At 64.4% G+C, this 13,569-nt stretch carries 8 protein-coding genes; 4 read left to right on the plus strand and 4 right to left on the minus strand.

Annotation, left to right across the window (positions count from 1 at the left end; all coding sequences use genetic code 11):
* Positions 1 to 118 precede the first annotated feature (118 nt).
* Both polA and AC56LN_RS14365 read left to right on the plus strand, forming a co-directional pair.
* On the plus strand, positions 119 to 2,893 hold the full coding sequence (polA, locus tag AC56LN_RS14360) for a DNA polymerase I (RefSeq protein WP_499572680.1): 2,775 nt from the start codon (positions 119 to 121) through the stop codon (positions 2,891 to 2,893).
* Between the two features lie 95 nt (positions 2,894 to 2,988).
* Positions 2,989 to 5,982, plus strand: coding sequence for a hybrid sensor histidine kinase/response regulator (locus AC56LN_RS14365; protein WP_499572682.1), 2,994 nt, complete (start codon positions 2,989 to 2,991; stop codon positions 5,980 to 5,982).
* Here the strand turns inward: AC56LN_RS14365 and AC56LN_RS14370 are convergent.
* Complete coding sequence (locus AC56LN_RS14370) at positions 5,934 to 8,177, minus strand: TonB-dependent siderophore receptor (RefSeq protein WP_499572684.1); 2,244 nt, start codon at positions 8,175 to 8,177, stop codon at positions 5,934 to 5,936. The genes AC56LN_RS14365 and AC56LN_RS14370 overlap by 49 nt on opposite strands.
* Positions 8,178 to 8,389: 212 nt before the next feature.
* Here AC56LN_RS14370 and AC56LN_RS14375 point away from each other — a divergent pair, with 212 nt between their 5' ends.
* Both AC56LN_RS14375 and AC56LN_RS14380 read left to right on the plus strand, forming a co-directional pair.
* A complete protein-coding gene (locus AC56LN_RS14375; protein ID WP_499572685.1) occupies positions 8,390 to 9,274 on the plus strand; it encodes a dienelactone hydrolase family protein in 885 nt (294 codons plus the stop codon).
* Positions 9,275 to 9,626: 352 nt separating this feature from the next.
* A complete protein-coding gene (locus AC56LN_RS14380; RefSeq protein WP_482900172.1) occupies positions 9,627 to 10,325 on the plus strand; it encodes a ZIP family metal transporter in 699 nt (232 codons plus the stop codon).
* A 142-nt stretch (positions 10,326 to 10,467) separates the two neighbouring features.
* Here the strand turns inward: AC56LN_RS14380 and AC56LN_RS14385 are convergent, their stop codons facing one another.
* From AC56LN_RS14385 to AC56LN_RS14395, 3 genes are all read right to left on the minus strand, one after another.
* Positions 10,468 to 11,322, minus strand: a complete 855-nt coding sequence (locus AC56LN_RS14385) for a sulfurtransferase (protein WP_499572687.1) — start codon at positions 11,320 to 11,322, stop codon at positions 10,468 to 10,470.
* A 10-nt stretch (positions 11,323 to 11,332) separates the two neighbouring features.
* Positions 11,333 to 12,253 carry a DMT family transporter gene (locus tag AC56LN_RS14390; RefSeq protein WP_499572688.1) on the minus strand — a complete coding sequence of 307 codons (921 nt, stop codon included), beginning with the start codon at positions 12,251 to 12,253 and terminating at the stop codon, positions 11,333 to 11,335.
* Between the two features lie 72 nt (positions 12,254 to 12,325).
* The gene (locus tag AC56LN_RS14395; protein ID WP_499572689.1) at positions 12,326 to 13,426 is read right to left on the minus strand and encodes an aromatic ring-hydroxylating oxygenase subunit alpha; all 1,101 of its coding nucleotides are present in this window, start codon (positions 13,424 to 13,426) and stop codon (positions 12,326 to 12,328) included.
* Between the last annotated feature and the right edge of the window lie 143 nt (positions 13,427 to 13,569).

A 13,569-nucleotide genomic window follows, 5' to 3' on the forward strand; every position in this document is an offset into this window, starting at 1 on the left:
ATTGCCGCCAGGAACTGGGACACTGGTACGGGCGCTGCTCATCATGCGGATTCTGCGATAATGGTGACGACCCTGGCGCCACCCTTGACGCCGCATGCTTACCTGATTTTCGCCCCCTATGGACAATACCCTTCTGCTCGTCGACGGTTCCAGCTATCTCTACCGTGCCTTCCACGCATTGCCCGACTTGAGGAGCCCGGACGGCTTCCCGACCGGCGCCATGCACGGCATGGTCAATATGCTGCGCCGCCTGCGCGCCGACTTCCCGGCCGCCTACATCGCCTGCGTGTTCGATGCGAAGGGCAAGACCTTCCGCGACGACCTGTATCCCGAGTACAAGGCCACGCGCGCGTCGATGCCGGAAGACCTGGGCAAGCAGATCGAGCCGATCCACGAAGTGGTGCGCCTCATGGGCTGGCCGATCCTGATGGTCGATGGCGTCGAGGCCGACGACGTGATCGGCACGCTGGCCGTGCAGGCCACCGCGCGCGGCATGAAGACGGTCGTCTCCACCGGCGACAAGGACCTGGCCCAGCTCGTCAACGACAAGGTCATGCTGATCAACACGATGAGCAATGAGCGCCTGGACGACGCCGGCGTGCTGGCCAAGTTCGGCGTGCCACCGAACCGCATCATCGATTACCTGACGCTCGTCGGCGACACCGTCGACAACGTGCCGGGCGTGGCCAAGTGCGGGCCGAAGACGGCTGTCAAATGGCTCACGCTGCACGGCTCGCTCGATGGCGTGATGGAAAACGCCGGCAGTATCGGTGGCGCCGTGGGCGAGAACCTGCGCGCGGCGCTCGACTGGCTGCCGAAAGGCCGCGAACTCATCACCGTGAAAACCGACTGCGACCTGGTCAAGCACGTGGTGTCGTTCGAAGAAACGCTTGTCGGCCGCCCGGAAGACGCCGACAAGCTGCGCGAATTCTTCAGCCGCTACGGCTTCAAGACGATGCTGCGCGACCTGGGCGGCGCGAAACCCGGCGACGGCAGCGTGCGCCCGGCAGCCGGCAGCGCGCCGGGCGGCAGTCCGCTCAATTCGCCGGAAGGCGCGCAGGCCACGCTCGATGGCATGCCGGTCATCAAGGGCGAGTACGAGACAGTTCTCACCGACGCGCAGCTGGATGCCTGGCTGGCGCTGATCGACGCGGCCGCCTTGACGTCGGTCGATACCGAAACCACGTCGCTCGATCCGATGACGGCGCAGATGGTCGGCATTTCGCTGTCGGTCGAACCGGGCAAGGGCGCCTACATCCCGCTGGCGCACCGCTACGCCGGCGCACCTGACCAGCTCGAGCGCGACCACGTGCTGGAAAAGATGCGCCCATGGCTGGAAAATCCGGCCAAGCCGAAGCTCGGCCAGAACCTCAAGTACGATATGCACATCTTCGCCAACCATGGCGTGACCCTGAAGGGCATCGTGCACGACACGCTGCTGCAGTCGTACGTGTTCGAATCGCACAAGCCGCACGACATGGACACGATGGCCATGCGCCACCTGGGCTACACGACGATTCCGTTCGTCGACGTGTGCGGCAAGGGCGTCAACCAGATCTGCTTCGACCAGGTCGAACTGGGCCGCGCCACCGAGTACGCGGCCGAGGATTCCGACATCACGCTGCGCCTGCACGGGTCGATGCTGCCGCATGTCGAAGCCGACAAGGGGCTCACGTACATCTACCGCGACATCGAGATGCCGACGATGGAAGTGCTGCACAAGATCGAGCGCAACGGCGTGCTGATCGACAGCGACCTGCTGGGCGTGCAATCGAACGAGCTGGGCAAGCGCATGCTCGAACTCGAGCAGCAGGCCTACGAGCTGGCCGGCGGCCCGTTCAACCTGGGTTCGCCGAAACAGATCGGCGAAATCTTCTTCGTCAAACTCGGCCTGCCGGTGATCAAGAAGACCGCCACGGGCGCCGCGTCGACCGACGAGGAAGTGCTGCAGAAGCTGGCCGAAGATTATCCGCTGCCGAAGATCCTGCTCGAGCACCGCGGCATGTCCAAGCTCAAGTCGACCTATACCGACAAGCTGCCGAAGATGGTCAACGCGAGCACGGGGCGCGTGCACACCAATTACTCGCAGGCGGTGGCGATCACGGGCCGACTGTCGTCCAATGAGCCGAACCTGCAGAACATCCCGGTGCGCAACGCCGAAGGGCGCCGCATCCGCGAAGCCTTCATCGCGCCGCCGGGCAGCGTGATCGTCTCGGCCGACTATTCGCAGATCGAGCTGCGCATCATGGCGCATATCTCGGGCGACGCCGCGATGCTCAAGGCCTTTGCCGATGGCGAAGACATCCACCGCGCGACGGCTGCCGAAATCTTCGGCATCCCGCCCGCCGACGTGCAGAGCGAACAGCGCCGCTACGCCAAGGTCATCAACTTTGGCCTGATCTACGGCATGAGCGCCTTCGGTCTCGCGGCCAACCTGAACATCGAACGGGGTGCGGCGGCCAATTATATTGAACGCTATTTCGCGCGTTTCTCGGGCGTGAAACAGTACATGGACGAAACGCGCCTGCAGGCCAAGGCGCGCGGTTACGTTGAAACAGTGTTCGGCCGCCGCCTGTGGCTGCCCGAGATCAATTCGCCGAACGGCCCGCGCCGCGCCGGCGCCGAACGGGCCGCGATCAATGCGCCGATGCAGGGCACGGCGGCCGACCTGATCAAGCTGGCGATGATCGCCGTGCAGAGCTGGCTTGAAACTGAACAGCTGGCCACGCGCATGATCATGCAAGTGCACGATGAACTGGTGCTCGAAGTGCCGCAGGCCGAACTGGAGCTGGTACGCGTGAAGCTGCCGGAACTGATGGCCGGCGTGGCAACGCTGAAGGTGCCGCTGGTGGCCGAAACGGGCGTCGGCGAAAACTGGGAAAAGGCGCACTAAACCGTGGCGTGGACGGCGACGCCGTCCACGCGTTGACCCACAAAACTCGTTACATAAAGCGTATTTTTCTCGCACTTTATATGTGAGAATAAGTGATGTTTACGCAACCTGACTACGCGGCGTTGTTCGCGGCCTCGCCGTATCCTTATCTGCTCATCAACCGGGATTTCACCATCATCGGTGCCAATCCCGCCTATCTGCAGGCGACCGGGCGTACAGCGCAGCAGATCGTGGGCAAGCATATCTTCGACGCGTTTCCGGCCGATCCCAACGACCCCGCATCGACCAACGTCGATGAGGTACGCAGATCGATTGAACAAGCATTTGCGACGAAGCAGCCGCACACCAGCGCGCTGCTGCGCTATGCGGTGCCGCGCGAGACGCCCGGTGGCCACGTGTTCGGCGAGCGTTGCTGGAGCGCGATCCATACGCCGGTGTTCGATGCTGCCGGCGAGGTCGCCTTCGTCGCGCAAAACGCCATCGATGTCACGGATCTGTACCGCTTCGATGCGGCCAGCGGCGCCTACCATCTCCGGCAGGGCGCACATGCGGTGCCCGACATGCCCCAGATGAACCGGCCGCAGATGCACGAGGCGATGACGCGCATCCTGAGTCTTGAGCGCAGCCAGTTGCAGACGATGTTCAACCAGGCGCCCAGCTTCATCGCAGTGCTCACCGGCCCCGACCATGTCTTCGAGATGGCCAACGAAGCGTATTACCAGCTGGTCGGGCGCCGGGAGCTGATCGGCAAACCCTTGCTTGACGCGCTACCCGAGCTGGTGGCGCAGGGCGTGCGCCGCGTATTCGATGACGTCTTCACCAATGGCAAGCCGGTCGTGCTGCGCGATTCGTTGATCGCGCTGCAGCGCCGGCCGGATGGCGCGCTGGAACAACGCTACGTCGATCTGCTGTGCCAGCCGATCTTTGGCCACGACGGACAGGTGACGGGCATCTTTGCCCAGGGCAGCGATGTCACCGAGGCCTATCATGCGGCGCAGGCGCTGTTCGAAAAAGTCCAGCAGCTCGAAGCGGTCCGCGAAAACCAGACCTTCCAGCTCGCACTGGCCGACCGCATCCGCCAGCTCGCCGATCCCGACGACGTCACCGAGGCAGCCTGCGAGCTGCTGGGCCGCGCCCTGCAGGCGTCGCGCGTGCTGTATGCGCAGATCGACGACGCCGCCGGCACCGTTGCGATCGTGCGCGACTGGACCGCCCAGGGCGTAGCGAGCCTGGCCGGCAGGGTCATGGTCATGGACGATTTTGGCCCGCCGATGATCGCCGCGCTGCGCGCCGGCCAGACTGTCGTCAACCACGATGTCGCGCAGGACAGCCGCACCGCGGGCAATACCGGCATCTACGCGGCGATCGGTGTCGGCGCCGATCTGCTGGTCCCGTACATCAAGGCCGGCAAGATGAAGGTCGTGCTGACGGTGCAGAATGCCGCGCCGCGCAAGTGGCGCGAGGCCGAGATACGGATGGCGCAGGATACTGCCGAGCGCACCTGGTCGGCGGTCGAAGCGGCCCGCGCGCACAATGCGCTGCGGCGTGAACGCGACCAGAGCCAGAGCATCTTCGACAGCATGGGCGAGGGCTTCGCGGTGCTCGACAAGAACTGGAATATCCTGCGCATGAACGCCGAAGGCCTGCGCCTGACCCAGCGCCGCGCCGAAGACGTCATCGGCCACAGCCATTGGGATGTCTGGCCCGAATTGCGTAACACCTCGATCGACACCGTGTTCCGGCGCGTGATGGCCACCGGCACCGCCGGGATTGTCGAGCTGGCCCAGCGCATGCCGGATGGACGCCAGGCATGGATCGAAACCCGCACCCATCGCTCGCCCGATGGCGGCATCGCGTTCTTCTTCCGCGATGTCACCGAGCGCCGCGAAGCGCAAGAAAAGCTGACCGTCGCCGACCGCCGCAAGGACGAATTCCTGGCGATGCTGGCGCACGAGCTGCGCAATCCGCTCGCGCCGATCGGCGCGGCCGCCGACCTGCTGCAACGGGCGCGGCTCGATGAGGCGCAGGTGCGCAAGACCAGCCAGGTCATCGGGCGCCAGGTGCGCCACATGACCAGCCTGGTCGACGACCTGCTGGACGTCTCGCGCGTCACGCGCGGGCTGGTGGCGCTCCATACCGAGCGCCTCGATCTTCGCCACATCGTGAATGACGCAGTCGAGCAGGTCACGCCACTGATCCACGCCCGGCGCCATCATCTGGCGCTGACACTGCCGCCGCAAGCGCCGCTGGTCGAGGGCGACCACAAGCGCCTGGTGCAGGTGCTGGCCAACCTGCTCAGCAATGCGGCGAAGTACACGCCCGAAGGTGGCCACATCAGATTGAGCACCGAAGTGCGCGCCACGCACGTGCTGTTGCACGTGGCGGACGATGGCATCGGTATGGCGCCCGAACTGGTCGCGCGCGCGTTCGAGCTGTTTTCACAGGCCGAGCGTTCGTCCGACCGGTCGATGGGTGGGTTGGGCCTGGGCCTGGCGCTGGTGAAAAGCCTGGTCGGCCTGCATCACGGCAGCGTCACCTGCGACAGCGCGGGGCAGGGCAAGGGCAGTACCTTCACGGTGTGCCTGCCGCGCCTGGACAGCGAGGCGCCGGTCGCCGGGGCCCCGGCTGCCGGCACCACGAGCGCACCGGCGCCGTCCGACCACCTTCGCATCATGGTGGTGGACGACAATATGGACGCGGCGACGATGCTCGCACTGCTGCTCGAATCGAACGGCCACGAGGTGCACGTCGAACATGCCGCGCTGCCGGCGCTGGCCGCGTCCGAGCATGCGGCGTCACATGTCTACCTGCTCGATATCGGCCTGCCCGACATCGACGGCATCGAGCTGGCAAAACGCCTGCGGGCCCGGCCCAATGCGCAGCATGCGGTGCTGGTCGCGATCACCGGCTACGGCCAGGAGCAGGATCGCGCGCGTACCGCGGCCGCCGGCTTCAACCACCACCTGGTCAAGCCGGTCGACATGCAGAAGCTGTATGCGATCCTCGACGAAGTCAGCCCGGCCCGCGTCTGCGACGGCGCTCAGAACGTCGCGCGCAGCGTGGCCGATGCCGTGCGCGGCTCGGCGTAGTGCAGGCCGTTATAGAACCCGACACGGTTGTAGTAGATCTTGTTGAAGACGTTATTCAGATTGACGCTGGCCGTCAGGTTCTTGTTGATCCGGTAGCTGGCCATGATATTGGCCAGCCACACCGACCCTTGTCCGATGCGCGACAGGCTCGTGACCGGCGCCCCGCTGGCGTTGTAGCTGCCGGTCGGCTTCTGCGCGGTATTCCACAGATTGCTTTGCCAGTTCACACCGCCGCCGAGTGCATACTGGCCGTCGGCGCCGAAGCGGTAGCTGGAAAACACCCGCAGCAGGTTGCGTGGAATGACCGTATTGATGGCCACGCCCTGCGCATTGCGCGAGCGCGTATGGCTGTAGCCAGCTGACAGATTCCATTGCTTCACGATCTGGCCGGATGCTTCGACCTCGACGCCATCGATCACATTGCCCTTGCCGGTGGAGCGGTATGCCTGCACCGCACCCGGCAGTGAATTGGGCGGCACGCTGTCGTCGATTTCGGCGACGTTGTCCTTCTTGCTGCGGAAGATCGCCGCGGAGAAGTTCATGCGCCGGTCGAACAGTTCAGCCTTCACCCCCGCTTCGATATTGTTGCCCTCGACCGGATCGAGGAATGCATTGTTCACATCGCGATAATTCTGTGGCTGGAAGATGCTTGTGTAGGCAGTGTAGGCAGTCCATTGCTGGTTCAGGTCGAACAGCAGGCCGACATACGGCGTGACGATATCGTCGTTGGTAAAGCCGGTGGTGGTCGTGACGGGTCCGGCGGGGCTGAAGTTGCGGGTATTGGTCGCATACTTGCCATGTCGCACGCCGACAACGGCCTTGAGCGCATCGGACAGATTCAGGCGCGTGGCCAGGAAAGCCGCCTTCTGGTCAACCTGGCCGATGCTGGTCGGGACAGCGCCGACCGTGGTCGGAAATTCAGGCACGTCGCCGCTCCAGGTGCGCCAGTCGGGGATCGCGCTGTAGCCCGCCGGGACCGCGCCGAGCGTGATGCGCGGCGAGACCGTTTCGCGCTCGGCCTTTCCCCAGCCGAAGACCAGATCGTGCTGGCGGCCGAACAGATTGAATTTGCCGTCGATATTCCATTCGAGGACGTCCATCGTTTCATCGGCCGGGAAGCGACCGTAGGCCACCGTGATGCCGCTGCCGTCGGGCCGCGGGTAGCCGCCATAGCCGAAGTACAGGCTGCCATCCTGTTCGCGATCGGCCGTGGTCCATCCGGCGCGCAGGCGCCAGTTGCGGTTGAAGCGGTGTTCGAGCGTGGCGAAGGTTTTTTCTTCCAGCAGATTCCACGAAGCCCACGGCGTGGACAGGTTCAGATCATGCGGCATGTTGGCCAGCGAGCCGTCCGCGTTCCAGTACGGGACCGTACCCCAGGTCGAACCGCGCGGATCGGACTTCTGACGCTCGTGGCCGATTGCCAGTACCGTGGCAGGCCCAAGGTCGGCCTCCAGGATGCCGTACACGGCGCCCAGGTCCTGTTCATACAGCGGGCGGAACGACTTGGCCTCCTGCCTGGCCACGACGAAGCGTCCGCGCAGCTTGCCCTCGAAGGCGAGCGGGCCACTCACATCGAGCTCGGCGCGGCGCAGGTCGTGCGTGCCGATGCGCAGCGCGGCATTGGCCTGGAAGGTCCTGGTCGGGCGCTTGCGCACCTGGTTGATCGTGGCCGACGGATCGCCCGCGCCGGTGGTCAGGCCAGTGGCGCCCCGCACCACCTCGATGCGGTCGTAGACCACGTTGTCGCCATTGGCCTTGAGCGAGCTGCCGAACAGGTTCAGCATGCCATCGACCTGGAAGTTGTTCACTGCGTAGCCCCGCGCGTTGTAGGTCACGCGTTCGGTGTCGTTGTAGTTGACGTAGATGCCGGTGACCTGCTGCATGGTGTCGGCCAGCGTCTGCAGGCCTTGCTCTTCCATGCGTTCGCGCGTGACGATCGAGAGCGACTGCGGCGTCTCGCGCGGCGTCAGGTTCAGGCGCGCGCCGGTGGTCAATGGGCCGGTCGTCGTGTACGAGCCGCTCCCTTCGGTCGTTGCGTCGCGCGCGCCCGTGATGGTGACTGCCTGCAGCGTGGTCGGGATGGTGGTTGGTGCATCTTCGGCCTGGGCATGCCAGGACGGCAGGATGCCGAGTACGGCGGCGGTGCAGGCGCGAAGGACAAGGCAGCGGGGCAGCAAGGGGCGTGGCGGGAGCATGAGCAGGTCTTCTCGGTATGGGGGAATGGACGGTGACCGGACACGCCCGTCAGCATTGCTGAGGGCGTGGTCCAGTGGTGGTGTGGTAAATTATAATGAGAATCATTCTCATTTGTAAAGTGTTATCACGGCATCATCTGGGTGGATGCGCGTGCCGGGCTGCACCGATGCTAAACTCGCAAGCCTGTCCACCACTGATCGAAGGGATGACCATGAAAGATCTCGTCAACGACGCCGGCAGCCTGCTCGGCGCGAGCGCATACAACGATGGCGTCGGCCGCCGTGACTTCATCCGGGCCGCCATCGGCACCGGTTTTGCCGCCAGCGCGCTGCCGGTCATGGCGCAGACCCAGATCCAGACCGATACCGACGGTCTCGATGCCGGCGACACCATCCTGGTCATCGACGGTCAGGACGTGCCCGTGTATCGCGCCCAGCCCAAGGGCAAGACGGGCGTGCCCGTGATCCTGGTGATTTCCGAGATCTTCGGTGTGCACGAATACATCAAGGACGTGGTGCGCCGCTTTGCCAAGCAGGGTTACATGGCGATCGCGCCCGATCTGTTCGTGCGCCAGGGCGATGCGACCAAGGCCCCGAGCACGGCCGAGCTGATGAAGAACATCGTGGCGAAGACGCCCGATGCGCAAGTGATGTCGGACCTCGACCGCGTGGTCACGTGGGCCCAGCAGCGCGGCGGCAACATCGAGAAACTGGGCATCACCGGTTTTTGCTGGGGTGGCCGCATCACGTGGCTGTACGCGGCGCACAACCTCAAGGTCAAGGCGGGCGTGGCCTGGTACGGCCGCCTGGTGGGCGAAGCAACCGCCACGTCGCCGAAGCACCCGATCGATTTCGCGCAGAACCTGAAGGTGCCGGTACTGGGCCTGTACGGCGCGAAGGACACCGGCATTCCGGTCGAATCGGTCCAACGCATGCAGGCCGCGCTCGACAAGGGCAACAGCCGCTCGACGATCCACGTGTACCCGGAATCCGGCCACGCCTTCCACGCCGACTACCGCCCGATGTACAACGCGGCAGACGCGCAGGATGGCTGGAACCGCGCGCTGGCGTGGTTCGCCAAATACGGCGTCGCCTGATCTAGGGAAGCACTGATTAATTCATGGCGGCGGACTTGGCGTTGAAAAGAGCCATCCTGCGGCGTTGCAAATTCTCGCAATAGCTCGCTATTGCTTCGATTTTGCGCCTTGCAGGCTGACTTTTTCAACTGCCAATTCCATCCCCCAGAATAAATCAGTGCTTCCCTGGCAGGCTTTGCCTTGGACGAGGGCAGGCCGGGAGCGGTACAATGCCCGGTTTGCGGCTCGTCGCACGCACCGAACAAGAGGCCTTCAAATCGACCCGTTTTCAGCCCCATTCATTGACCCGACCCTGCGCTCGATCCTGCTGGCGACGGTCGTCGCCGGCGTCGTCAGCATCTCCGGGGCTGCCATTTTCTCGTTTGCCCTGCTGTCGAAAGTGGTGGAAAAGATGGTCAGCCTGTCGGTCGGCATCATGCTGGCCACGTCGCTGCTGCACGCGCTGCCCGAAGCATTCGATTCGGGCGCCAATACGAGGAGCCTGTTCGCCACGCTGCTGGCCGGATTGCTGGCGTTCTTCCTGCTGGAGAAGGTCGCCCTGTTGCGCCACTCGCACCACCACGAAGGCGACGGCCACCATCACGCCCACGGGCACGACGCGCGCGAAGCGGGCAAGGCCGGCTGGATGATCCTGCTCGGCGACGGGATGCACAACTTCACGGACGGCATCCTGATCGCCGCGGCCTTCCTGGCCAATCCGGAGCTGGGCATCGTTACCGCGCTGGCGATCGTCGCGCATGAAATCCCGCAGGAAATCGGCGACTTCATCGTGCTGCTCAATGCCGGCTTCTCGCGCCTGCGCGCCTATGTGTTCAACCTGCTGTGCAGCCTGATGGCGGTGGCGGGGGGCTTGCTGGGGTATTACACGCTGGACCGGGCCAGCGGCCTGATCCCGTACGTGCTGGTGTTTGCATCGTCAGGGTTCATCTATATCGCGGTGAGCGACCTGATGCCGCAGATGCAAAGGCGCTCGACGTTGCGCGAGTCGATTCCGCAGGTGGTGCTGATCGGGCTGGGCGTGGCGATTGTCTTCGCGTTGCACGCGTTTTGATGTTGCGTTAATGGTGGCGCTGCGGACTTGGGTTCCAGCCTCCGCTGGAACGACGTGTTTGTGTCGCGTGCCGTAATCACCGCTTTTAGCTGCTTGCCTTGACACCGTCGTTCCAGCGAAGGCTGGAACCCAGGTTGGTTGACTAAGCCGCGCCTTTGGCGACCGGCCGCGCAGGATCGCCGACCCACTCGCTCCACGACCCCGGATACAGCGCGGCGCCCGGCAAACCGGCCACTTCCAGTGCCAGCAGATTGTGGCAGGCAGTCACGCCCGAGCCGCACTGCATGATGGCTGCGGCAGGATCATCGATCAGGGCGCCAAATTCTTCCCGCAGCTGCGCGGCATCCTTGAAGCGCCCGTCAGGCCCCAGATTGTCCTTGAAGAAGCGGTTCTTCGCGCCGGGAATATGCCCGCCCACCGGATCGATGGTTTCATTCTCGCCACGATACCGGTCGGCCGCGCGCGCATCGATCACGATCCGTTTGCCGCTTTCCAGATTGTCCAGCACTTCGCGCACCGTCACGGTCGGCACGAACGGCGCCTGGACGCTCAGGGCGCCGCGCGGCCTGGTGCGCACCTCGGTCGTCAACGGCTGCCCGGCAGCCTCCCACGCGGCCATCCCGCCATCGAGCACCGCCACTGCTTCGTGCCCCAGCCAGCGCAGCAGCCACCACAGGCGCGCCGCGAACATGCCGCCGTGCGCGTCATACGCTACCACCTGCGTGGTGTCGCCGATGCCGAAGTCGCGCAGGGCTTCGGCCAGTGCTTCTTTGTCGGGCAGCGGATGCCGGCCCAGGAACACGCCATCGGCGCCGTTCCTGGCGCCCGACAGCACCGTCTCGATATCGGCAAACACCGCACCCGGCAGGTGGCCGCTCGCGTAAGCGCCACGGCCGGCGGCCAGGTTCATCAGGTCGTGGCGGCAGTCGACGACAACCCAGACCGGGTCGTCGATGTGCGCAGCCAGGTCGGCGGCAGAAATCAGGGTCTGGTGCATGACGGTTCCTTTACGTTTCGCTGGCGATCGGATCGGTGTCCTTGACGACGGCGCCGCGCGCCGTCTTGCGGGTATTGTAGAACGTCGCGGCCACGCCCGACACCAGGATCACGGCCACGCCCAGCCAGACGTGCCAGTCGAACGTGTCGCCCCACAGCAGCAGGCCCCACAGGCACGAGAACACGATGCCGGTGTACTGCAGGTTGGCCACCACCAGCACCTTGCCGACGCGGTAGGCGCGGGTCATGGCCATCTGCGCCATCAGCGCCGCGCCGCCGATCCCGGCCAGCAGCAGCAGGCTGTATGGCGTGTGGGCGTGGAACACGGCGCCCTTCGGCCCGTCGCCGGCCAGCGTGGCGAGCAGGCCCACCACCGCGGTGGTGAGCGAAAAGAAGAACACGACGCGGTATTCGGGCTCGCCCAGCAGGCCCAGTTTGCGCACCTGCATATACGCCGCCGCCGACACCACCGACGAGCACACGCCGGCCAGCGCGCCGAGCCATTGCCGGCTTTCGATCGCCGGCTGCAGCACCATCGTGACGCCAAAGAAGCTCATGCCGATGGCGACGACCAGCGGCCACTCTGCGTGCTTGGTGCGGGTCCACCAGCCCAGCGCGAACATCCAGGCCGCGATCCAGATCGGAGCCATGTAGTTCAGCGTCATGGCGGTGGCCAGCGGCAGGCGGCCGATGGCGAAGAACCACATCCAGAGGGCGGTCACGCCGACGAAGCTGCGGATCAGGTGCGATTTCGCGAACGGCGTCCTGAACGTGCCGCCACGGTGGCGCACCATGGCCAGCAGGATGACGGTGCCGATCAGGCCCCGGTACATCAGCAGTTCGGACGTGGAGTAGAACGCGGAGGCGAGCTTGACGCCCGCGCCCATCGCGGCGAACGCGAAGCTGGCGAACAGCATCCAGAGTGAAGCCATGGTATTCCCAATAAAAAAAGGAGGGGCAGCCGGTTGGCCACACCCTCCGCAGCGCTGCGTGTCACGACACGGCTAGAGCGCCATCTTGCTGCGATACCACTCATGGAAATGCTGCATGCCGTCTTCCATGGGTGACTGGTACGGACCGACTTCATTGACGCCGCGCGCCACAAGGATCTTGCGGCCGGCATCCATGCGCAGGCCGATTTCATCGTCCTCGACCGCCGTTTCCATGTACGCGGCGCGTTCTGCCTCGACGAATTCGCGCTCGAACAGCACGATCTCTTCGGGGTAGTAGAACTCGACCACGTTGCGCGTCTTGTCCGGACCATCGGGCCACAGCGTCGACACCACCAGCACGTGCGGATACCACTCGACCATGATGTTCGGGTAGAGCGTAAGCCAGATCGCGCCGTACTTCGGCGGCGTGCCGTTGTTGAACTTGAGGATCTGCTCCTGCCAGCGTTTGTAGGCAGGCGAGCCGGCCTTTTGCAGCGCGCGGTTCACGCCCACGGTCTGCACGCTGTAGTCGGCGCCGAATTCCCATTTCAGGTCGTCGCACGAGACGAAGTTGCCCAGGCCCGGGTGGAACGGCTCGACGTGGTAATCCTCGAGGTAGACCTCGATGAAAGTCTTCCAGTTGTAGTCGCACTGGTGCACTTCGACGTGGTCGAGCATGTAGCCCGAAAAATCCAGGTCTTTCGTCACCGACAACTGGCCCAGCTTGTCCATCACGTTGTAGCCGTTCTGCTCGAACAGCAGGCCGTTCCAGTTCTGGAGCGGCGTCTTGGACAGGTTCAGGCAGGGGGTATCGGCAAAATGCGGTGCGCCGATCAGTTCACCCTTCAGGTCATAGGTCCAGCGGTGCAGCGGGCAGACGATGTTCGTCGCATTGCCGCGCCCATTGAGCATGAGCGCCTGGCGATGACGGCAGACGTTGGACAGCACCTCGATGCCGTTGGCATTGCGCACCAGCATGCGGCCTTCGTGTTCGGCAGCGAGCGTGGCGAAGTCGCCCGTTTCGGGCACCATCAATTCATGGCCGACGTAGCGCGGGCCATTCACGAACAGCTGCTGCATCTCTTGCTTGAGCAGCGCCTCGTCAAAATACACAGTTACCGGAAGCTGCGCGTTGGATCGCGCCAGCTTGGCGTGGGTAGCCAGATCGGACATCCCAACCCCCCTTAAATAAGCATCCAAAGAAGAGAAAGAATCCAAAGACCAGTATTTAAGTAAAGGAATACGGTATTTCGGACAGAACCGGCGATTATACTTCGGAACGAGCTCTACCGTCTTGGTCCGGCGCGCGGCTGTTG

It is taken from the genome of Telluria sp. ZT3P26 (assembly GCF_059686035.1).

Excerpts from the sequence above, each read along its gene's own strand:
- AC56LN_RS14365 (WP_499572682.1), top strand. The coding sequence starts at position 2,989 with ATGTTTACGCAACCTGACTACGCGGCGTTGTTCGCGGCCTCGCCGTAT.
- AC56LN_RS14370 (WP_499572684.1), bottom strand. The coding sequence starts at position 8,177 with ATGCTCCCGCCACGCCCCTTGCTGCCCCGCTGCCTTGTCCTTCGCGCC.
- AC56LN_RS14390 (WP_499572688.1), bottom strand. The coding sequence starts at position 12,253 with ATGGCTTCACTCTGGATGCTGTTCGCCAGCTTCGCGTTCGCCGCGATG.
- polA (WP_499572680.1), top strand. The coding sequence starts at position 119 with ATGGACAATACCCTTCTGCTCGTCGACGGTTCCAGCTATCTCTACCGT.
- AC56LN_RS14375 (WP_499572685.1), top strand. The coding sequence starts at position 8,390 with ATGAAAGATCTCGTCAACGACGCCGGCAGCCTGCTCGGCGCGAGCGCA.
- AC56LN_RS14395 (WP_499572689.1), bottom strand. The coding sequence starts at position 13,426 with ATGTCCGATCTGGCTACCCACGCCAAGCTGGCGCGATCCAACGCGCAG.
- AC56LN_RS14385 (WP_499572687.1), bottom strand. The coding sequence starts at position 11,322 with ATGCACCAGACCCTGATTTCTGCCGCCGACCTGGCTGCGCACATCGAC.